This window comes from Mycobacterium sp. E2989, assembly GCF_001667595.1.
Lineage (GTDB): Bacteria > Actinomycetota > Actinomycetes > Mycobacteriales > Mycobacteriaceae > Mycobacterium.
Genome location: NZ_LZJX01000086.1, coordinates 23981 through 45039, shown reverse-complemented (window position 1 = coordinate 45039; position 21059 = coordinate 23981). Strand labels below are relative to the sequence as shown.

The window sequence follows — 21059 nt, the reverse complement described above, 5'->3', positions numbered from 1 at the left end:
TGCGGGGTTCGGCGGGCCATCGAGAGTAGCGTCACGGCTCATGAACCCCGAGTGCGTCGCGTCTCAGGGTGACATCACGGCCGAGATCGCCGCCATCGCAGCCGAATACCGCGGGCCGGAGCCCCAGCCCCGGCTGGACTACCCGCCCTACCGCGGCACCGTCCTGCGCCATCCCCAACGACCCCTGGTGCCGGTGGATCCCGAGGGGGTCGAACGCTGGGCGCCCTGCTTCGGCGACCAGGACGTCGACCCGCTCGACGCCGACCTGACGGCGGGCCACCCGGGCGAGCCCCTCGGCGAACGCGTGATCGTGGCAGGCCGGGTGCTCGACGGATCCGGCAATCCGGTGGCCGGCCAGCTGGTCGAGATCTGGCAAGCCAACGCCGGCGGCCGCTACCGCCACCAGCGCGACCAGCACCCGGCCCCGCTCGACCCCAACTTCGCCGGCGCCGGCAGGTGCCTGACCGGGCCGGACGGCTCCTACCGCTTCCTGACCATCAAGCCGGGCCCGTACCCGTGGCGCAATCACCACAACGCGTGGCGCCCGGCGCACATCCACTTCTCCCTGTTCGGGACCGCTTTCACGCAGCGCCTGGTCACCCAGATGTACTTCCCGGGAGACCCGATGTTCGACCTCGATCCCATCTTTCAGTCGGTCCTCGACCCCGCCGCGCGGCGACGGCTGATCGCGCGCTACGACCACGACCTCACCGAGCCGGAGTACGCGACCGGCTACCGGTGGGACGTCGTGCTGGCCGGCGCCGCCCGTACCCCGACCGAGGGCGACGATGACTGAATTCCCTTGCACCCCAGGGCAAACGGTCGGCCCGTTCCTGGACCTCGGGCTGCCGTTTCCGGGGGACAGCGCGCTGGTCGGCGACGGACACCCGCAGGCGGTACGGCTGCACGGCACGGTCTACGACGGCGCCGGCGCCGGCGTCGGCGACGCCCTGGTCGAGCTGTGGCAGGCCGACGGCGCCGGCCGCATCCCGCGGCAGGCCGGATCGCTGCGCCGCGACACTTCGTCGTTCACCGGGTGGGGCCGGTGCGCGACCGATGCCGACGGTCGTTACGCATTCACCACCGTGGTGCCGGGTTCGAGCGCCGGAGCGCCGCCGTTCTTCGCCCTGACCGTATTCGCGCGGGGTCTGCTGGACCGGCTGTTCACCCGCGCCTACCTGCCCGACGGCAACCCGGGTGCCGACGCCCTGCTGGGCGGCCTCGACCCCGAACGACGCGCCACCCTGCTCTGCGAACACGAAAGCGATTGCCGGGCATACCGTTTCGACATCCGCCTGCAGGGCCCGCGGGAGACCGTATTCCTGGCATACCGGAGCGGCGGGCGATGACCAACCTGTTGTGGCCCGGGGATCACCGTGCCGGAGAGCACATGACGGACCGGGCGCTCCTGCAGTCGATGGTCGCGGTGGAGTCCGCCTGGCTGGACGCCCTCGTCGCAGAAAAATTGGCCCCACCCGCGTGCGGCGGGGCGGACCTGCCAATGCTGTTGACCGCCAACGATTGTGAATCCCTGGCAGTGGCCGCCGAGGACGGCGGCAACCCGGTCGTCGGCCTCGTCGAGCTGCTGCGCCAACGCGCCGCGCCGGAAGTCGCACCGTGGATCCATCGGGGCCTCACCAGCCAGGACGTCCTGGACACCGCTGTGATGCTCGGCGTGCGCGAGGTCGTGGGGGAGCTCGCCGCACAGCTCAGGGGCCAGGTCTCGACGCTGACCGAACTCGCCGCCCTGCACCGGAGCACTCCCATGGTGGCGCGCACGCTTGGCCAGCACGCCGCGCCGACCACCTTCGGCGCGAAGGCGGCCGGCTGGTTGAACGGCGTCGTGGACGCCTTCGAGGGGTTGTCCGAGTTGGTCGTGCCCGCCCAGATCGGCGGTGCCGCCGGAACATTGGCCGCCACCACCGAGCTGGCCGCGCTGCTCGCCGGCGGGGCCGACCCCGCCGGGGTTTCCGCCGGACTGGCGCACAGCGCGGCGACGGCCCTGGGTTTGGCGGTCCGAATGCCTTGGCACACGACGCGCACACCGGTCACCGCGGCGGCCGACGCGTTCGTCGGCTGCACCGACTCGTGGGGCCGGATCGCCGCGGACGTCATCACCCTGACCCGGCCGGAGATCGGGGAACTCGGCGAGCCGGGTGGCGGCAAGCGCGGGGGTTCGTCGTCGATGCCGCACAAACGAAACCCGGTGTTGTCCATCCTCATCCGGCGGACCGCGCTGTCCGGCCCGCAGCTGGCGGCGACCCTGCACACCGCCGCGGCGCTGGCCAACGACGAGCGGCCCGACGGCGCCTGGCACGCGGAGTGGGACACCCTGCGGATCCTGGCCCGGCGCACCATGGTCGCCGGATCCCAATGCCGTGAATTGCTGGCCGGGCTGACGGTGCACGCCGACCGCATGTACGAAAACCTCGAAGCGGCAGACGTTTTGGGGGAGCAGGAAGCGATCGCCGAGCTGGCGGGGAAGCCCGCGTCGCCGACCTACTTCGGTGCGGTGGACCGGCTGATCGACGAGAGCCTGGACCGGGCGCGGCGGGTGATCGGTCAGCGCTGATAGATGCTGGCCAGCCAGATGTGCAGCAGCGTGTCGACGGCGCGGTCCTCGGGCATCGCCTCGTCCTCCCCGGTGAACGTCGCGGCCATCACCCGCTCGCTGAGCATGTTGAGCGCGACCGACAGCTGCTCGGCCGGGACGGTGTCGGGGGCCGCGCCCCGCCCGCGCTCGGCCTTGATTGCCGTCGTGGTCAGCGAGATCCACCGCTGCATCAGCGTGGACCACAACTGCCGCACCTCGGGGTTGGTCGCCTTCGCCGCGGCGCCGGCCACGGCGACCGCCGGGTGCGAGCCCGATACCTCGAAGAACGCCTCGATGCGGGCCCGCCAGAGGTCCGCGGGGTCGCCGGTCGAGATGCCGCCGAGCGTGCTGAGGGCCGCGTGCGCCTTGCCGTTCATCTGGTCGAGCAGCGACAGCAGCACCGCGTTCTTCGATCGGAAATAGAAGTAGAAGGTGGGACGCGAAATTCCGGCGCCTTTTGCTAGGTCGTCCACCGAAAAGTCGGCCAACGGCCGTTCCTGCAGCAGCCGCTCGGCCGTGGCCAGGATCGCTTGTTCGCGGTCGTCACCGGAGTGCGGTGACGACCGGCGGCCGCGCGAGGCGTGCAGGTACTTGGTTCGTGTCGGCAGGTCGGACACGCCCGTTACTGTTGGGCACGCCGATATACGCGAACGAAACGGTTGATTACGCGCAGCAATAATGTCGATTAAGTTCGGCGCTTTGTTCGCGGGTGCCGACGCATTTGCTGGCCGCGCGGTGCGCCCGGTGGCCCGAGGCCTTCGTGCTTATGCGCCGTAGAGGGCGTCGAGGCGGTCGTGGAATTTATCGATGACGACCTTGCGGCGCAGTTTCATGCTGGGCGTCAGATCGCCGGACTCGACGGTGAATTCGCGGTCGGCGATGGTGAACCTCTTGATCTGTTCCCATCGGTTCAGTTCGGTGTTCAGGGCGTCGATGTAGCCGGCGATCAGCTGCCGGGTCTTGTCGTCGCGCGCGATGTCGGCGAAGGACTTACCCGCCAAGCCGTTCTTACCGGCCCACTCGGTGATCGCCTCGCCGTCGAGGCTGACCAGAGCGACGCAATACGGCTTGCCCTCCCCGTACACGACGATCTCGCTGACGTACGGGCAGCAGCCTTTGAAGCGCGCGTCGATCGCCGACGGCGCCACGTACTTGCCCTGCGAGGTCTTGAACATGTCCTTCTTGCGGTCGGTGATGCGCAGGAACCCGTCGGGGTCCACCTCGCCGATGTCGCCGGTGTGGAACCACCCGTCGGTGTCGAGCGCCTCGGCGGTGGCGTCGGGAAGGTCGTGGTAGGCCGTCATCAGCCCCGGCCCTTTGAGCAGGATCTCGCCGTCGTCGGCGATCTTCACGTCGGTGGCCGGGAAGGGCCAGCCGACCGTCCCGAACCGATAGGCGCTGGGGCGGTTGATGAATGAGGCGGCCGCGGTCTCCGTCAGCCCGTAACCCTCGAGCACGATGATGCCCACGGCGTCGAACCACTGGGCGACGTCACGGTCCAGCGCGGCCGCGGCGGAGACGAAGAACCGCAGGCGTCCGCCGAACCGCTCGCGGATGGTGCTGAACACCAGCCGGTCGGCCACCCGGTAGGCCAGCGACGATGCCAGCGAGGGCTTTTTCCCGGACTGTCGCGCCTCCGAGACCCTCTTGCCGACCCCTATCGCCCAATCGAAGATCATTTTCCTGAGCCTGCCGCGCTCGGCGGCCATGTCCTGGATGCGGGCGTGCGCCTTCTCGAAGATGCGCGGCGCCGCGCCCATGATGGTCGGCCGCACGGCCGCGAGATTGTCGATGATCCGCTCGACGCGCCCGTCGATGGCGGTGGGGAAGCCGATCTGCAGGGGCAACGCCAGCATCACCTTGCCGAACGCGTGCGACAGCGGCAGCCAGAGGAAATTGAGGTCGTCGGGACCAAGGATGCCCAACGCGTCGATGGCCGCGGCGGTGTACGTCCATGCCCCGTGCGTCAGCCGCACGCCCTTGGGCCGGCCGGTGGTGCCGGAGGTGTAGATCAGGCTGGCCAGGTCGTCGGGGCCGACGGCCGCGATTCGCTCGTTGACGGCCTCGGGCGCGTCCGCGAGCAATTGCTTGCCCAGCAGATCCAGATCGGCGAGGGAGATCACCCAGTCGCCGTCGCCGTTGCCGTCGATGACGACGACCTTGCCCACGTCGGGCAGTTCGGCCCGGTGCGCGATCAGCTTGTCGAGCTGGGTCTGGTTCTCGGCGACCACCACCCGGCTGCCGGAATTGGCCACGATGTAGGCGACATCGGGCGCGTTGGTCGTCGGATACACGGTCGTGGTCGCGGCCCCGGCGCACATGATGGCGAAATCGACGAGGACCCACTCGTAGCGCGTCGCGGAAGCGAGCGCGACCCGGTCCTCGGGCGCGATACCCAGCGCGATCAGGCCCGCGGCGAGGTTGGTGACGCGTTCACCGACCTGTTGCCAGGTCACGCTCGCCCAGGTGTGGTCCTGTGGATAGCGGAAGGCCTCCGTATCGGGGCTGGCGGCGACGCGGTTGACGAACATCCGTGCGACTGACGGGGCCCGGTTCTCGATCTTGCGGAGGTCGGGCCTCTCCATTGAGGCCAGTGTTGCTTTCATGACGCGAATCCATTACTGGGAGAACGGATACCGGTGACGTGGCGCACCGATATACCGTTCGATCCTGGGCAGCGCGGTGACCTCGCGGTAGAGACGAAAGTCACGTGGGGATCGGCAAACGTCCCGGCGAGCGTCAGTCGGCCAGCGCTATCTCGATGGACAGGCACTCCCCGAGGGCGTGCGCCGCGGACCAATCACCGCCGCGAACCGCGCGCTCGAGGTCGTCGACCAGCGGGCTGTGCGCGCCGAGCTCCGCCAACCACGCGGAGACGGTCGCGGGAATTTGATGGGCGGGCACCCGGGCGATGTGTCCATCGTGGAGGCGATCGGTCAGCTGGTAGATCGTGGCAGTGGGCCTGCGTTGCGGCCAATGCTGCCGCCACTTCGCTGTATTCATGTTCCCTCCCCGTTAGCCTTAACGATCCATCCGACCAGTCCCGAGGGGCCGGGCGTAGAGGCGAAGAGCACGACTACCGAAAGGCTTTGGTCTTGCTTGCGGCCTGCCGAAGTCCCAGTCCGACAGGGTCTTTTGTCACTGCGGTCACCTACTTACTTCTCCGGCGATGGCGGTGCGGGTCGCGTACCGTACATCGGGATGGTGCATCGCCACGTTACTCGTTTCGGGTTCCCCAATTTACGAAATCGGCGAGATGACCGCTTTAGCAATGGATTCGCAATCGGGATGTGATTCCGGGTGGGCGAGCGGGCCGGCGTGAGGGCCGTCAGCGCCGACGAACTTGCCGCTCTGCCGATGTTTGCCGACATCCGGGCGGAGGACCTCGCCCCGCTGGCGGCCCTGCTCGAACCCCTGCACGCCGTGGCGGGCGAGGTGCTGATGCGGCAGGGCGAACGAGCGGAGTCATTCGCGATCATCGCGTCCGGTCGGGTCGAGGTGCGGCACGCCGGCCCCGCGGGCCGGGTGACAACCACCGAGTTGTCGTCGGCAACGATCGTCGGCGAGATCGCGTTGCTGCGGCACGCGACCAGAACGGCGACGGTGACCGCGCGCGAGGACGTGCGCGGCTACACCGGTTACAGCGCCGCGTTCGACCGCATGCTGGCCATGCCGGCCATTGCCGGCCAGATGCTGCGCACCGCGCGGCAGCGGCTCGCCGCCTACATCACCCCCATCCCGGTATCGACCAGAGACGGGGCCCCGCTGTCGTTGCGCCCCGTCCTACCCGGCGACGCCGAGCGGTTTCAAACCAGCGGTTCCTTCTCCCGGGAGACCCTTTACCGGCGGTACCAGGGCGGGACCCCGACCGAGGCGCGCCTGAGCTATCTGTTCGAGGTCGACTACGTCGACCACTTCGTCTGGGTCGTCACCGACGGCGCCGCGGGGCCGGTGATCGCGGACGCCCGCTTCGTCCGGGACCAGGACGATCCCGCCTCGGCGGAGGTCGCGCTCACCGTCGCGGACGGCTACCAGGGCCGCGGGATCGGCACGCTGCTGCTCGGTGCGCTGGCGGTCGCCGCGCGCGTCGACGGCATCAGGCGGTTTCACGCCCGCGTGCTGGCCGATAATCCGCCCGCGCGCGCGTTGGGGGAGAAGGTGAAGGCGCGCTGGGCGCACGAGGAGCCGGGCGTGGTCACCACGACGGGCGAGATTCCGCGCTTCGCCGACCTGCCGCTGGATCCCGAGGTGTCACAGCAGATCCGCCGGGTCGCCCGCCAGGTGATCCAGGCGTTCGACTAGGCCGGGCATGGACTTTCGCGGCGGCGACCGGGCCGTAAGTCCCTAACCGGCCGGTTTGACCGCCTGCTACCTTGCCCCCATGGCGGGACCGACCAACGACGGCGCTTCCGAACCCCCGGGTGCGGCGCCTTCCAGCGCATCCGGTGGCATCGGGTTGAGCAGCGCAGTCAGGCCGTTCACCAGCACCGGTCGATACCTCGCCCAGTCGTGGCGCGACTACCTCGGGCAAGCGCCCGACGAGCTTCCGATCGCGCGGCCCACCCTCGCCCTGGCGGCGCAGGCGTTCCGCGACGAAGTCGTCCTGGTAGGCCTGAAGGCGCGCCGCCCGGTCAGCCGACCCGACGACTTCGAGCGGATCACGAGCGAGGTGGACGCGGCGCTGAAGTTCTACGGCGACCGGGGCTGGCTGGACCATCCGAAGAAATTTTTCGGTGCGCCTCCGCCGCTTTCGGATGTCGAGGTGCGAAAGGTCAAGAAGGGCAGGCGTTCCTACTACCGGATGTCCTTCGAGAGCGGATACCACCCCCGACCGGGTGAGCAGGGCGCCGAGCGGTGGATGGGCTACACCGCCAACCGCCGCGAGTACGCCCTGTTGCTCCGCCATCCACAACCGCGGCCCTGGCTGGTGTGCGTGCACGGAACCGAAATGGGCCGGGCCGCTTTGGATCTCGCGCTGTTCCGGGCCTGGCGGTTGCACGAGGATCTCGGGCTCAACGTGGTGATGCCGGTGCTGCCGATGCACGGCCCCCGCGCCCGCGACCTGCCGAAGGGCGCGGTGTTTCCCGGGGAGGACATCCTCGACGACGTGCACGCGACGGCGCAGGCGGTGTGGGACATCCGGCGGCTGTTGTCCTGGATACGCCGGCAGGAGCCGGAATCGCAGATCGGGTTGAACGGTCTTTCGCTCGGCGGCTACATCACCGCGCTGGTTGCCAGCCTCGAAACCGGGCTCACCTGCGCGATTCTCGGCGTTCCGGTCGCCGACCTGGTCGGGCTGCTCAACCGGCACGCGGGGCTGCCCCCCGAGGACCCCCGACGCCAGACGATGGAACTGGCCGAGGCGCTGGGGCGGATGACCTCGCCCCTGTCGCTGGCGCCCCTGGTGCCCCTGCCGGGCCGTTTCATCTACGCGGGCGTCGCCGACCAGGTGGTGCACCCGCGCGAGCAGGTGATTCGCCTTTGGGAGCATTGGGGCAAACCGGAAATCGTCTGGTACCGCGGCGGTCACACCGGATTCTTCCGCGCGCGGCCGGTACAGCGGTTCGTCGAGGCGGCATTGCAGCAGTCGGGCCTCTTGGCCGGGGCCATGACCGAACGCGACCGCCCCGCCTAGTCGCGGAGGCCGAAATGCAACCCTTGGATCCGTTGGACGCGGCCATGATGACCGCGGAGTGGGTGTCGAGCCCGATGCACGTCGGCGCCGTGCTGATTCTGTCGCCGCCGGATGACGCCGGGCCCGATTACGTCGAGGAACTGCACCGGACGGCGCTCGCCGGGATCGACCCGGTCGATCCCCGGCTGTGCAAGTACCCGCATCGCGGTGTGGACACCGGGGGCATGTGGGTCTGGCGACACATGGATCCCGTTGACGTGAGCCGACATTGCCAGCGCCGCACCGTCACCGAAGACGGGTTCTGGCGGCTGATCGGGGAATTGGACGCGCTGCGCCTGGACTGGAACCGGCCGATGTGGATGTCGTATCTGATCGACGGGCTGGACGGGGGCCGGTTCGCCTTCTACATCAAGGTGCATCACACCGTCACCGACGGGGTGGCGGGCTTCCAGATGATCACGGACGCGCTGAGCACCGATCCGAATCGCCGCTCGATGCCACCGTTTTACGCCGACCATCGGCGTGCGCCCGCACCGCCGGCCCCGGGCGGCGGCCTGGTGTCCCGCCTGGTGGCACCGGTGAAATCGCTGACCGACGCGGCGGCCGCGGGCGCGGGGCTGATCGGGCGGGTGGCCGCCGGCGAGATCACCACCGTGCTGGACTCGCTGGTGGGGCACACCACCGTGCTGCCCCTGGGCGCCCCCTTCACCCGGTTCAACGGCCGCCCGGGCCCCGAGCGCGCGGTCGCCGCGGGCAGCTGGGCACTCGAGCGCATCCACGCGGTGCGCGAGGCGGCCGGGGTGACCGGCAACGATGTGCTCACCGCGATGGCGGCCGGCGTGGTGCGGCGCTGGTTGGGCGATCACGGCGAATTGCCCAATCGGTCCCTGGTGGCGGCCTGCCCCGTCACGGTGCGCGACCGCGACCACGACGTGCCGGATGACCAGCACGGCAACCGCTTTGGATTGTGGATGTGCCCGCTGGGCACCGACCTGGACGATCCGAAGGACCGGCTCGATCTGATCCATCGGTCGATGTCGGAGGGCAAGCGGTGGGTGTCCAAGCGGGGAGCGGCGGCATCGCTGCTGACCAACGCCGGAAGCATCGCCGCGACGGCCATCGGCCCGTTGCTGCCGTTCACACCGAAAATCCGCACCGGGTACAACCTGCCGATCTCGCACGTTCGCGGCCCCTCGGCCCAAATGTATTGGAACGGCGCGCGTATCGAGGCGATGTACCCGGTGTCGACGGTGTACGACGGCCACGCGCTCAACATCACGACGTGCCTGTACGCCGAGCGGGTCGGATTCGGTTACGCCGCGGGCCGCGACGTGGTGCCAGATATCGAGACGCTGATCCCGTGGACCGAGGAATCCCTTGCCGAGTTGGAAAGCGTTGTGGGCGTTGCTAATTGAAGCGCGTTAGCTGCGGCGGCGCCCCAGAACGCGTTCCAGGACGGTGTTGGACAGGTCGCCGTCGTCGGCGACGCGGGAGAGGCCGCGGCGACGCAGGAATGTGTCCAGGCGGCGGTCGGGGGACCAGTCGGCGTAGATCGGCCCAAGATAGTGCGATTGCAAGAATTCCGAAGCCAGGGCGTCCACGTCAGAGTCGGTCAGCAAGAGATACCCCCATAGCCGTCTCACTCCTTTGGTCAACCGCATCAGTCAAGTTACGGGAGACCGCGCGGTAATTCCGTCACGCGCAGATTGCGGATGCGGCCCAAAGTCATCACGGCAAGCCGGCCCGGCCGCCGGCGCGGGGTCCAACGACCCTAGTGGCGACGCCGGCGTCGACCTACGTTCGGGTCAGAGGCGGCCCTCGAACCGCCTCCCCTCAACGACTTTGGAGGTTCGAGGTGCGCGACGCGATCCCACTGGGGCGGATCGCCGGCTTTCCGGTGAACCTGCACTGGAGCGTGCTGGTCATTTTGTGGTTGTTCACCTGGAGCCTGGCCAGCACGCTGCCCTCCAGCGTCGGGGGTTATTCGCCGCTCGCCTACTGGGCGGCCGGCGCGTGCGGTGCGCTGGTGCTGCTGGCGTCGCTGGTGGCGCACGAGCTGGCGCACGCCGTGGTCGCCCGCCGCGCCGGGGTGCCGGTGGGCAGCGTGACGCTGTGGCTGTTCGGCGGCGTGACCACGCTCGGCGGCGAGGCGAAGACGCCGGCGGCGGCGTTGCGCATCGCGATCGCGGGTCCGGTCACCAGCCTCGGGCTGGCGGCCGTCTTCGGCGGCCTGGTTGCCGCCCTGCCGGCCATGGGCGCCAGCCCGATCGCCGTCGGGGTCGCTTCGTGGCTGGCCGGCATCAACCTGCTGCTCGGGCTGTTCAACCTGTTGCCGGGCGCCCCCTTGGACGGTGGCCGGGTGCTGCGGGCCTTCCTGTGGCGCCGGCACGGGGACAGCGTGCGCGCCACCATCGGCGCGGCCCACGCCGGGCGGGTGGTCGCGTTCATCCTGATTGCGTTGGGATTGGCCGAGTTCCTGGTCGGCGGTGTCGTGGGCGGTGTGTGGCTGGCCTTCATCGGCTGGTTCATCTTCGCCGCCAGTCGCGAAGAGGAGACGCGGATTTCGACGCAGCAGATGTTCGCCGGGGTGCGCGTCGCCGACGCCATGACCGCGCGGCCGCACACCGCGCCAGGCTGGATCACCGTCGACGATTTCGTGCAGCGCTATGTGCTCGGCGACCGGCATTCGGCGTATCCGGTCGTCGACCGGAGCGGGTCGGTTACGGGGCTGATCACGTTGCGGCAGTTGCGGGACATGGAGCCCGGGCGGCGCGCCACCGCCACCGTGGGTGAGGTGGCGCAACCCCTGCAGGAGGTGCCGTCCGGCGCGCCGCAGGAGCCACTGACCGCCCTGCTGGAGCGGATGGCCCCCGCCGGCCCCCGCAGCCGTGCGCTGGTGTTCGAGGGCGACCAGGTGGTCGGCATCGTCACGCCCACCGACGTGGCTCGGCTCATCGAGGTGTATCGGCTCGCCCACCCAGAAGACCCGAAACGGGCGTCGGCGCAGAGCATTTGAGCGCATGGCTCTAGGCGGGGGGGGGGGTGCCGGGTGTGATCTTCAGCCGCCTTTCGTTTTTACAAAAATTTATTGTGTAAACTCTTGGCCCATGGCGTGCGTGCGTGGTGCGGCTTTGGCCGAGCGCCCGGCTGGGTGGGCGCCGGGCGGCCGCGGGATTCGCGGGTTGGGCGGCCAAGACGCCCCGGGCCGGTGTAGACACGCCTTGGGTGGCCGCTCGAGCGATGGCCGGCCAAGCAGAAGGAGCGTGAGGGTCCCGTGAAGTTGCCGCCGAGGTCGACCGGCGAATCCGCCAGCCGCCGCCGCGAGGTGCTGCGGATCCTGCGGGCGTCGCCCGATGCCATGAGCATCGCCGCCATCGCCGAGGTGCTGGGCGTGCATCCCAATACCGTCCGCTTCCACCTCGAGAGCCTGGTCGGCCAGGGCCAAGTGGAGCAGGTCGAGCTGGACCGCAAGGGGCCGGGCCGTCCACCCCTGATGTTCCGCGCGGTGCGGCAGATGGACCGCGGCGGCACGCGGCACTATCGCCTCCTCGCCGAGATCCTGGCCGTGGCGTTCGCCGGCGAGCGGGACGCCGGCGCCAAGGCCTTGGCCGCGGGCCGCGCCTGGGGCCGAAAGCTGGAATCCAGCCTGGAAGCGGTGCCGCCGAAGGCCGCCAACGCCGCCGACGCCATCGACCAACTGGTGAACATGCTCGACGAACTCGGCTTCGCACCCGAGCGCCGGAAGGCCGATGGCGGGCAGCAGGTCGGGCTGCGGCACTGCCCGTTCCTGGAATTGGCCGAAGACCGGATGGCCGTCGTCTGCCCGGTGCACCTCGGCCTCATGCAGGGCGCCATGGAGGCGTGGGGCGCGCCGGTCTCGGTCGACCGGCTCGACGCGTTCGTCGAACCCGATCTGTGCGTGGCGCACCTGGCGCCGCAGAAAGTGGCCAAATGAGCGCCGGGCCGGCGGTCGCCGTCGCGGTGACGTTCGTGTGGCTCGGCATGGTGCTGGCCATTTCGTTCCTGGAGGCGCCGCTGAAATTCCGGGCGCCCAACGTGACCTTGCAGATCGGACTCGGCATCGGGCGGCTGGTGTTTCGCGCCCTCAACACCGTCGAGGTCGCCTTCGCCCTGGTTGTGGCGGCGATCGTGGTCGCCGGCCCCTCGCGGGCGGGCGTCGCCGCGGCGATCTTCGTCGCCATCGGCGCGCTGGCGGTGCAGTTGATCGCGGTGCGGCCCCGATTGACACGCCGATCCGACAGCGTGCTCGCCGGGGCGCAGGGGCCGCGCTCGCGGGCCCACTACGTGTACATCGGCTTGGAAGTGGTCAAGGTCATCGCGTTGGTGGTGGCGGGGATACTGCTATTGACGGCCTGATCGCGTCCGCTCAACCGCAAAGGACTCAGCTATGGAATCGATCTCGTTGACCAGCCTCGCGTCCGAAAAGCTGGCCGAAGCCAAGGAATCGCACAGCGGCCGGGCCGCCCACACCATCCACGGTGGCCACACCCACGAACTTCGCCAGACCGTGTTGGCTTTGCTTGGCGGCCATGACCTTTCCGAACACGACAGCCCCGGCGAGGCGACGCTGCAGGTCCTGCAGGGTCATGTCCGCTTGACGGCCGGCGGTGACGCGTGGGAGGGCAGGACCGGTGACTATGTCGCCATCCCGGCGGAGCGGCACGCGCTGCATGCGGTCGAGGATTCGGTGGTCATGCTGACCGTGCTCAAGACCCTTCCCGCGGTTCACTAGCCGGATGCTCGCCACGCGCTGGTCGAGGGAATTCGGGCTGCGGGTCCCGATCGTCAACGCGCCGATGGGTGGGGTCGCCGGCGGCCGGCTGGCCGCGGCGGTCACCGCCGCCGGCGGTCTGGGCATGGTCGGCATGGGCAGCGTCGCGACGAGGGAACTGCTGCAAGCACAGCTGCGGCACGTGCGGGGGACCTTCGGCATCGGTCTGGTCGACTGGGTGATGCGCACCGAGGCGGGCCTGCTAGACGACGCCGTGGCCGCACGGCCGGCGCTGCTGTCGGTCAGCTTCGGGACCGACTGGTCGTGGGTCGCCAAGGCCCACGACGCCGGAATCCCCACGGCGACACAGGTTTACGACGGCATCGGGGCTCGGCAGGCGGCCGACGCTGGCGTCGACATCCTGGTGGCCCGGGGTGCGGAGGGCGGCGGGCATGGCGAGACGAAGCTCGCGACGCTGCCGTTGCTCGACACCGTGCTGGACGCCGTCTCGGTGCCGGTCCTCGCGGGTGGGGGTGTCGCGTCGGCGCGCAGCCTGGCCGCCGTGCTGGCCGCCGGGGCGAGCGGGGCGTGGGTGGGCACCCGCCTGGCCGCGTGCCCGGAGGCGCTCTCCGGCGACGGCAGCCGCCGCGCGCTGATCGCGGCCCGGGCCACCGACACCGCGGTCACCCGGGCGTTCGACGTCGCCCAGGCCCGGCCGTGGCCCGCGCGCTTCCCGTCGCGGGTGCTGACCAACGACTTCGTCGAGCGCTGGACCGGCAAGGAGGACGCGCTCGACCCGCAGGCGTGCGACGAACTCGAGGCCTCGATCGCCGCCGACGATCGCCGGGTGGCCCCGGTCGACGCCGGTCAGGGCGTCGGGATGATTCGCGACGACGCGTCGGTGGCGGAGGTGATCGACGAAATGTGTTCGGGCGCAGAGCGGTTGCTGAGGGCCTGGGGATCCTAGCGCCGCCCGCCACGCTGGCGTGACGTTCGGCGGCCTACGTCACGCTGGCGTGACGCTCGGCGGCCTGGGGACCTAAGCCCGGCTCAGACCCCGCGCAGATAGCGTTTGGCGATGACGCGCTGGGCCACCGCCACCACCGGCCTGGCGACCTTGCTCCACCAGGTCGCCGGCCGGGAGAACGCCGTCACCTCCGCGAACACCGCGGAGGTGGCGGGGTCGCGCCGGACGACGAAGCGTTCCTCGCCGGACTCCGGATGCCCAGGCAGGGTGCCGTAGGCGAATCCGCGCATGTCGGGTTCGTCGATCACGTACACCACCCGGCACGGCGCGGGCAGAAAACCCATGCGTACCAACACAACCGTGTCGACCTCGGCGACCTCCGAGCTGGCCCGCACCCGCAGGCCCGCGCCGTGCTGCATGCCCCACCGCATGACGGCGTCGGCGGCCTTCTCGAAGCGCTGCTGCCCCGTGCCGATCTGTTTCTCGGTGTGCAGGTGGCCGTACCCCGCGGGCAACGTGCCGGACGCGGTCGCCCCCACCTCGGAGTAGGTCAACGGCAGTTCCTCGAGCGCTCCTAGGTCCACCGGCCCAGCTTGCCACGCCGGGATGCGCGGCGGATTTCCGGCGTACGGTCGTAAAAGTGACCGCACAAAACTCGGAAACCGTTGCATCAAAAAGCCAAGCGTCCGGAACGTTCACACTCGGCGGCGACCTGACCATCAACCGGCTCGGGTTCGGCGCCATGCGCCTGACCGGCAAGGGCGTCTGGGGCCCGCCGGCCGACCGGGACGAGGCCGTCCGGGTGTTGCGCCGGGCCGTGGAACTCGGGGTGAACTTCATCGACACCGCCGACTCCTACGGCCCCTACATCGCCGAGGAGATCATCCGCGAGGCGCTGCACCCCTACGACGGGTTGGTCATCGCCACCAAGGCGGGCCTGCTGCGCACCGGACCCGACGTCTGGATCCCGCTGGGCAACCCGAGCTATCTGCGCCAGGAATGCGAGATGAGCCTGCGCCGCCTCGGCGTCGAGACCATCGACCTGTTCCAGATGCACCGCATCGACCGTGACTTCCCGCTGGCCGATCAGGTGGGCGAGCTGGCGGCGCTGAAGAACGAGGGCAAGATTCGCCACATCGGCCTGTCCGAGGTGAACGTCGACCAGCTCACCGAGGCCCAGCGGATAACCGAGATCGTGTCCGTGCAGAACATGTACAACCTGTCGGCCCGGGGCGCCGAACCGCTGGTGGACGCCGCGACCAGCCAGGGCATCGGGTTTATCCCGTGGTTCCCGCTGGCCGCCGGGCCGCTGGCAGCTACCGACGGCCCGCTGCAGCGCATCGCCGCCGATCACCACGCCAGCCCGTCGCAGCTGGCGCTGGCCTGGTTGCTCAAGCGGTCGCCGGTGATGCTGCCGATTCCCGGCACGTCGAAGGTGGCACACCTGGAGGAGAACGTCGCCGCCGCCCAGATCGAGCTGAGCGACGACGAGTTCGAGGCGCTGTCGACCGCCGGAGGTCAGAACACCGTCTGAGCACCCGATACGGTGTCCGGGTGAGCAGCGGACAGGCCAGGCATCCCGGCGGCGGGTTCAACCCGCCCGAACCGACGACCAAGGGCGGCCCCGACTACGGCCGGTTCATCGACGCCGTGCGCAAGCTGCAGGACCACGCCCGCGCCGTCGACGCCCCCGACGAGGTGATCACCGAGGCGGCGAACCAGCTGGAGAAGGTGTCGGCGTTGCTCGCGCCGTACGACGCCGACGAGTGGGCCTCGCCCTCGGGCCGGCGCATGGACCTACCGATGCGCGGCAACCTCCTGACGGTCCCGATGTCGGCCCGCAAGGGTGACGACGGCCGCGTGCACGGCTGGGCGCGCTTCGCCCGGTTCCATCTGGGACGCAACGGCGCGGTGCACGGCGGCTCGCTCGGCATGCTCTTCGACACCGTGCTCGGCCTGACGGCGGTGCTGCTCACGGGGAGCCGCCGCCAGCGCACCGCGTACCTCAAGATCGATTACCGCAACATCGTGCCCATCGAAAAGGAGTTGCAGTTCGACGCCGGGGTGGACCGCGTGGACGGGCGCAAGATCTTCGTGTCCGGGCGGTTGACCGACGGCGACACCCTGCTCACCGAAGCCGACGCCCTGTTCGTGCGGCTCAAGCCCGGGCAACCCTAGCGCTATGTCGTGCCGAAAATCGTTGCCCCGTAAGGGTTTCGGCGACCTCCGTTGGACGGCGGCACGGTCGACTGCGTCGGTGCGTCGGCCCTGTCCGCGCGGGTACCCGGGACACTGACCCGGGTGGGGAAAGGGGTTTCGGTGTGACGCTCGCCGGCCTGACAATGGCGGACTTGTTCCGTGCGGTTGACCTGACCGGCGTGTTCGGCAATGCCCTGCTGGGCGGCGTGGTCGCCCGCAAGGAGAGGCTGGACCCCGTTGGCTTCGCGGCCCTCGCCGTGTTGTCGGGCCTGGGTGGCGGGATGATCCGCGACACTCTGCTGCAGCGTGGCACCCCGGTCGCGCTCACCGACTACGCCTATCTGTTGACCGCCCTGGCTGGAGCGGCGTTCGCCTTCGCATTCCGGGTCGAGGGCCGGGTGTGGAACCGGGTATGGCCGGTGGTGGACGCGCTGGCATTGGGATGCTGGGCGGCGACCGGTGCGCATAAGACGCTCGCCGTGGGGCTCGGCTGGTTGGCGGCGTTGCTGCTGGGCACGATCTCTGCAGTCGGCGGGGGAGCGACGCGGGACATCGTGATGCGTCGCGTCCCGGGAATCTTCGGTGGCAACACCCTGTATGCCACCTGCGCCCTCGCCGCGAGCGGCGTCCTGGTGCTCTTCAACTATCGCGACCATCCGACCCCCGGGCTGCTGGTGGGCACACTGACAGGGACGGTGTTGTGCTGGCTCGCGCAGTGGCGTGGCTGGATGTTGCCCGCCGTGGGCGCCTGGTCGCCGGCAACCCGTTTCACCGGGGGTCGGTCCGGCGGGTCGGCGCCCGGGGCGCATCAGACGGAGGAGGACGTCAACGATGGGGACAGCCACTAACTCGGTGTCAACCCGGGTGCTCGCGGGCCTGCGCGACGCCCGGGACTGGCAGGAGGACTTCTACCGCAACCTGCACCAACACCCGGAACTGTCACACCAGGAGCGCGACACGGCTGCGGCCGTGGCCGAGCGGCTGGGTGGCTTCGGTTACGACGTGCACGAGGGCATCGGCGGCACGGGCGTCGTCGGGATCCTGCGCAACAGTGACGGCCCGACCGTGTTGCTGCGGGCCGACATGGACGCGCTACCGGTCAAGGAATCCACCGGCCTGCCGTACGCCAGCACTGCCACCGCCACCGATGCGGACGGCAACCGGGTGCCGGTGATGCACGCCTGCGGCCACGACGTTCACGTGACCTGCCTGCTCGGAGCGGCCGCATTGCTGGCGGGCGCCCGCGGTCAGTGGAAGGGCACCGTGATCGCGTTGTTCCAGCCCGCCGAGGAGGTCGGCGACGGCGCACGCGGCATGCTCGACGATGGTCTCGCAACGCTGGTCGGCCGCGTCGACGTCGCCCTCGCCCAGCACGTCCTGCCTTTCCCGGCCGGTCAGGTCGGCGCGCGGCCCGGGCCCGTCCTGTCTACCGCGGACAGCGTGCGGATTACCGTGTACGGCCGCGGCGGGCACGGCTCGATGCCCCAGGCCACCGTCGATCCGGTGGTGCTCGCCGCCATGATCGTGATCCGGCTGCAGACCGTGGTCTCCCGTGAGGTCGCGCCAACCGATTCCGCCGTGCTGACCATCGGCAGGATCGAGGCGGGAACCAAGAGCAACATCATCGGCGACCGCGCCGTGCTGGAACTCAACCTGCGCACCTACAGCGAGCAGACCCGCACCAGGGTCCTCGACGCGATCCGGCGCATCGTCACCGCCGAATGCCGGGCGTCCGGCTCCCCGATGGATCCCGACTTCGAGCTGTTCGACCACTACCCGGCGACCGTCAACGATCCCGCGGTCGCGGAGCGGGTGCGCGCCGCGTTCGACGATTTCTTCGGCGACCGATCGTCCGAGCTGCCGCTGCAGGCCGCCAGCGAGGACTTCAGCGACATCCCGAGTGCGCTCGGGACGCCCTATTGCTACTGGGGTATCGGCGGCGTCGACCCCGACACCTATCGCAATGCGGTGAACGCGGGCCGCGTCAGCGAGGACATTCCGGTCAACCATTCCCCGACGTTCGCGCCTGTCATCCAGCCCACCCTCGACACCGGGACTCAAGCCCTGACGGTCGCCGCGCTGGCCTGGCTCGCGCCGCCATAATCGTGGGGCCACAACCGGCGCTCCACCACCAGACACACGCCGGTGCCGATCTTCAAGCTGCTCGTGGCCGCCGCTGCGGCGGTGCGGCACCATCGCCGGACTGAAGAACCGTTCGCCCGGCGCGGAAGCGCTCTGTCGGCGGCCCTGCTTGCGTCCGGAACGCCCCGATAGCATGGTCGTCGACCACCGACCTAGGAGAACCCACGGATGAGCGCCCCGGCAAACCCGTCCCCAGCAGGCCCTATCCGGGTGCCCGCCGGGACCACCGCCGCAGCCGCGGTGCGGGAGGCGGGGCTGCCGGGCCGCGGGGCGCCCGACGCGATCGTGGTGGTGCGCGACGCCGACGGCAAGCTGCGCGACCTGAGCTGGGTGCCCGGGGCCGACGCCGACGTCGTTCCCGTGCCGGCCAACACCGACGAGGGCCGCAGCGTCATCCGTCATTCGGCGGCGCACGTGCTGGCCCAGGCCGTCCAAAATCTGTTCCCGCACGCCAAGTTGGGCATCGGGCCGCCGATCACCGACGGCTTCTACTACGACTTCGACGTGGCCGAGCCGTTCACACCCGAGGATCTGGACAAGCTGGAAAAGCGGATGCGCCAGATCGTCAAAGAGGGGCAGCTCTTCGAGCGCCGGGTCTACGAGTCCAAGGACCAGGCGCGCGCGGAGTTGGCGAACGAGCCCTACAAGCTCGAACTCGTCGACGACAAGTCGGGCGACCCCGACATCATGGAGGTCGGCGGCGACGAGCTCACCGCCTACGACAACCTCAATCCCCGCAGCCGGGAACGGGTCTGGGGGGACCTGTGCCGGGGTCCGCATATCCCGACCACCAAGCACATCCCGGCCTTCAAGCTGACCCGAAGCTCGGCCGCCTACTGGCGCGGCGACCAGAAAAACGCCAGCCTGCAACGCATCTACGGCACGGCGTGGGAGTCGCAGGAGGCGCTGGATCACCACCTCGAGCTGCTCGCCGAGGCGCAGCGCCGCGACCACCGCAAGCTGGGCACCGAGCTGGACCTGTTCAGCTTCCCCGACGAAATCGGTTCCGGGCTGGCGGTTTTCCACCCCAAGGGCGGTTTGGTGCGCAGGGAGCTGGAGGAGTATTCGCGGCGCAAGCACATCGAGGCCGGATACGAATTCGTCAACACCCCGCACATCACCAAGGCGCAGCTGTTCCACACCTCGGGGCACCTGGACTGGTACGCCGACGGGATGTTCCCGCCGATGCACCTCGACGCCGAGTTGAACGACGACGGGACGGTGCGCAAACCCGGGCAGGACTACTACCTCAAGCCGATGAACTGCCCGATGCACACGCTGATCTTCCGGTCGCGGGGGCGCTCGTACCGCGAACTTCCGTTGCGGCTCTTCGAGTTCGGCACCGTGTACCGCTACGAGAAGTCCGGCGTGGTGCACGGGCTGACCCGGGCGCGCGGGTTCACCATGGACGACTCGCACATCTTCTGCACGCGCGAGCAGCTGCACGGGGAGCTGGCGTCGCTGCTGCGATTCGTCCTCGAGCTGCTCGGCGACTACGGCCTGGAGGACTTCTATCTGGAGCTGTCCACCAAGGACCCGGAGAAATTCGTCGGCACCGACGAAATGTGGGAGCAGGCCACCAATTCCCTGGCCGAGGTGGCCGCCGAGTCGGGCCTGGAACTGGTTCCCGACCCCGGCGGCGCGGCGTTCTACGGCCCGAAGATCTCGGTGCAGGCCCGCGATGCGCTGGGCCGCAGCTGGCAGATGTCCACCATCCAGGTGGATTTCAACTTCCCGGAGCGCTTCGAGCTGGAGTACACCGCGCCCGATGGCACCCGCCAGCGGCCCGTGATGATCCACCGCGCCCTGTTCGGGTCGATCGAGCGGTTCTTCGGCATCCTCACCGAGCACTACGCGGGCGCGTTCCCGGCGTGGCTGGCGCCCGTACAGGTGGTCGGCATCCCCGTCGCCGACGAGCATGTGCCTTATCTGGAAAGCGTTGCCGCGCAACTGAAGTCGCACGGCGTGCGGGTGGAGGTGGACGGCAGCGACGACCGGATGGCCAAGAAGATCGTGCACCACACCGGCCAGAAGGTGCCGTTCATGCTGCTGGCCGGCGACCGCGACGTCCAAGCGGAGGCGGTGAGCTTCCGCTTCGGCGACCGCACCCAGATCAACGGCGTGCCCCGCGACAGCGCCGTCGACGCCATCGTGGCCTGGATCGCCGACCGCGAAAACGCCGTCCCCACAGCCGAACTCGTGAAGGCCACCGGCGGTGAGTGAACGCGAGGAACGCACCGAGGACACCATCCTCGACACCGGTGTCGGCGAGGACGACCACCTGCAACGGCTGTGGACGCCGTACCGGATGACCTATCTGGCCGAGGCGCCGATGAAGCGCGCCTCGTCGGGCAAGACCGAGCAGCCCTTCACCGACATCCCGCAACTGCCCGACGAGGAAGGCCTGGTGGTCGCCCGCGGCGAACTGGTCTACGTCGTCCTCAACCTCTACCCGTACAACCCGGGACACCTGATGGTGGTGCCGTACCGGCGGGTGTCCGAACTCGAGGACCTCACGGCCGAGGAGAGCGCGGAGTTGATGGCCTTCATCCAGAAGGCGATTCGCGTCATCAAGAACGTGTCAAACCCGCACGGCTTCAACGTCGGCGTGAACCTGGGCACGTCGGCCGGCGGGTCGCTGGCCGAACACCTGCACGTGCACGTCGTGCCGCGCTGGGGCGGCGACGCGAACTTCATCACCATCATCGGCGGCGCGAAGGTGATCCCGCAGCTGCTGCGCGAAACCCGCCGGCTGCTGTCGACCGAGTGGGCCAAGCAGCAATGAGTCGCG

General features: G+C 69.6%; 22 protein-coding genes. 17 read left to right on the top strand and 5 right to left on the bottom strand.

Translation table 11 applies throughout. The features are described 5' to 3' along the window. Nucleotides 1-40 precede the first annotated feature (40 nt). Genes pcaH through A5680_RS15205 form a run of 3 tightly spaced genes read left to right on the top strand, consistent with a single transcriptional unit; the run spans nt 41 to nt 2572 of the window. Nucleotides 41-796 (top strand): protocatechuate 3,4-dioxygenase subunit beta, encoded by a 756-nt coding sequence (gene pcaH, locus A5680_RS15215; protein ID WP_067820629.1) that lies wholly within the window; start codon nt 41-43, stop codon nt 794-796. Then, nucleotides 789-1349, top strand: a complete 561-nt coding sequence (pcaG, locus tag A5680_RS15210) for a protocatechuate 3,4-dioxygenase subunit alpha (protein WP_067820626.1) — start codon at nt 789-791, stop codon at nt 1347-1349. The genes pcaH and pcaG overlap by 8 nt, the downstream gene beginning before the upstream one ends. After that, the gene (locus A5680_RS15205) at nt 1346-2572 is read left to right on the top strand and encodes a lyase family protein (RefSeq protein ID WP_067820623.1); all 1227 of its coding nucleotides are present in this window, start codon (nt 1346-1348) and stop codon (nt 2570-2572) included. The genes pcaG and A5680_RS15205 overlap by 4 nt, the downstream gene beginning before the upstream one ends. Here A5680_RS15205 and A5680_RS15200 read toward each other — a convergent pair. The 3 genes from A5680_RS15200 to A5680_RS15190 form a co-directional block, all read right to left on the bottom strand. Beyond that, a complete protein-coding gene (locus tag A5680_RS15200) occupies nt 2563-3210 on the bottom strand; it encodes a TetR/AcrR family transcriptional regulator (RefSeq protein ID WP_055403933.1) in 648 nt (215 codons plus the stop codon). The two genes, A5680_RS15205 and A5680_RS15200, sit on opposite strands and share 10 nt — an antisense overlap. 147 nt (nt 3211-3357) lie before the next feature. Next, nucleotides 3358-5199 carry a long-chain fatty acid--CoA ligase gene (locus tag A5680_RS15195; protein WP_067820620.1) on the bottom strand — a complete coding sequence of 614 codons (1842 nt, stop codon included), beginning with the start codon at nt 5197-5199 and terminating at the stop codon, nt 3358-3360. A 133-nt stretch (nt 5200-5332) separates the two neighbouring features. Next, nucleotides 5333-5596, bottom strand: coding sequence for a hypothetical protein (locus tag A5680_RS15190; protein ID WP_055403935.1), 264 nt, complete (start codon nt 5594-5596; stop codon nt 5333-5335). A gap of 354 nt (nt 5597-5950) precedes the next feature. Here A5680_RS15190 and A5680_RS15185 point away from each other — a divergent pair, with 354 nt between their 5' ends. The 3 genes from A5680_RS15185 to A5680_RS15175 all read left to right on the top strand — a co-directional run bounded on the left by A5680_RS15185 (nt 5951) and on the right by A5680_RS15175 (nt 9643). Beyond that, nucleotides 5951-6895 (top strand): GNAT family N-acetyltransferase, encoded by a 945-nt coding sequence (locus A5680_RS15185; RefSeq protein ID WP_067820718.1) that lies wholly within the window; start codon nt 5951-5953, stop codon nt 6893-6895. Nucleotides 6896-6974: 79 nt separating this feature from the next. Further along, entirely contained in the window at nt 6975-8228 is a 1254-nt protein-coding gene (locus A5680_RS15180; protein ID WP_067820617.1) for a S9 family peptidase, read from the top strand. A gap of 14 nt (nt 8229-8242) precedes the next feature. After that, entirely contained in the window at nt 8243-9643 is a 1401-nt protein-coding gene (locus A5680_RS15175) for a wax ester/triacylglycerol synthase family O-acyltransferase (RefSeq protein WP_067820614.1), read from the top strand. Between the two features lie 6 nt (nt 9644-9649). Here the strand turns inward: A5680_RS15175 and A5680_RS15170 are convergent, their stop codons facing one another. Next, complete coding sequence (locus A5680_RS15170) at nt 9650-9844, bottom strand: hypothetical protein (RefSeq protein ID WP_197281273.1); 195 nt, start codon at nt 9842-9844, stop codon at nt 9650-9652. Nucleotides 9845-10083: 239 nt separating this feature from the next. On the opposite strand from A5680_RS15170, the gene A5680_RS15165 reads away from it, so the two are divergent. From A5680_RS15165 to A5680_RS15145, 5 genes are all read left to right on the top strand, one after another. Further along, nucleotides 10084-11244: a site-2 protease family protein gene (locus A5680_RS15165; RefSeq protein ID WP_067820611.1), complete on the top strand. Its 1161-nt coding sequence runs from the start codon at nt 10084-10086 to the stop codon at nt 11242-11244. A 258-nt stretch (nt 11245-11502) separates the two neighbouring features. After that, the gene (locus tag A5680_RS15160) at nt 11503-12183 is read left to right on the top strand and encodes a metalloregulator ArsR/SmtB family transcription factor (RefSeq protein ID WP_055403941.1); all 681 of its coding nucleotides are present in this window, start codon (nt 11503-11505) and stop codon (nt 12181-12183) included. After that, nucleotides 12180-12605 carry a hypothetical protein gene (locus A5680_RS15155; protein ID WP_055405731.1) on the top strand — a complete coding sequence of 142 codons (426 nt, stop codon included), beginning with the start codon at nt 12180-12182 and terminating at the stop codon, nt 12603-12605. The genes A5680_RS15160 and A5680_RS15155 overlap by 4 nt, the downstream gene beginning before the upstream one ends. Before the next feature lie 31 nt (nt 12606-12636). Continuing rightward, nucleotides 12637-12981, top strand: coding sequence for a cupin domain-containing protein (locus tag A5680_RS15150; RefSeq protein ID WP_055400833.1), 345 nt, complete (start codon nt 12637-12639; stop codon nt 12979-12981). Nucleotides 12982-12985: 4 nt separating this feature from the next. Continuing rightward, nucleotides 12986-13927, top strand: coding sequence for a nitronate monooxygenase family protein (locus A5680_RS15145; RefSeq protein ID WP_067820608.1), 942 nt, complete (start codon nt 12986-12988; stop codon nt 13925-13927). An 83-nt stretch (nt 13928-14010) separates the two neighbouring features. On the opposite strand, the gene A5680_RS15140 is transcribed toward A5680_RS15145, so the two are convergent. Further along, nucleotides 14011-14511 (bottom strand): DUF1990 family protein, encoded by a 501-nt coding sequence (locus A5680_RS15140; protein WP_067820605.1) that lies wholly within the window; start codon nt 14509-14511, stop codon nt 14011-14013. Nucleotides 14512-14567: 56 nt separating this feature from the next. Between A5680_RS15140 and A5680_RS15135 the strand changes: the two genes are divergently transcribed. From A5680_RS15135 to A5680_RS15110, 6 genes are all read left to right on the top strand, one after another. Beyond that, nucleotides 14568-15461 carry an aldo/keto reductase gene (locus A5680_RS15135; RefSeq protein WP_067820602.1) on the top strand — a complete coding sequence of 298 codons (894 nt, stop codon included), beginning with the start codon at nt 14568-14570 and terminating at the stop codon, nt 15459-15461. Nucleotides 15462-15481: 20 nt separating this feature from the next. Beyond that, on the top strand, nt 15482-16105 hold the full coding sequence (locus A5680_RS15130; RefSeq protein ID WP_055400841.1) for a PaaI family thioesterase: 624 nt from the start codon (nt 15482-15484) through the stop codon (nt 16103-16105). A 164-nt stretch (nt 16106-16269) separates the two neighbouring features. Further along, nucleotides 16270-16974 (top strand): trimeric intracellular cation channel family protein, encoded by a 705-nt coding sequence (locus tag A5680_RS15125; protein WP_231977634.1) that lies wholly within the window; start codon nt 16270-16272, stop codon nt 16972-16974. Between the two features lie 16 nt (nt 16975-16990). Further along, on the top strand, nt 16991-18229 hold the full coding sequence (locus A5680_RS15120) for an amidohydrolase (protein ID WP_067820599.1): 1239 nt from the start codon (nt 16991-16993) through the stop codon (nt 18227-18229). A 207-nt stretch (nt 18230-18436) separates the two neighbouring features. Next, entirely contained in the window at nt 18437-20491 is a 2055-nt protein-coding gene (thrS, locus tag A5680_RS15115) for a threonine--tRNA ligase (protein WP_067820596.1), read from the top strand. After that, nucleotides 20484-21053: an HIT domain-containing protein gene (locus A5680_RS15110; RefSeq protein ID WP_067820593.1), complete on the top strand. Its 570-nt coding sequence runs from the start codon at nt 20484-20486 to the stop codon at nt 21051-21053. The genes thrS and A5680_RS15110 overlap by 8 nt, the downstream gene beginning before the upstream one ends. Nucleotides 21054-21059 lie beyond the last annotated feature (6 nt).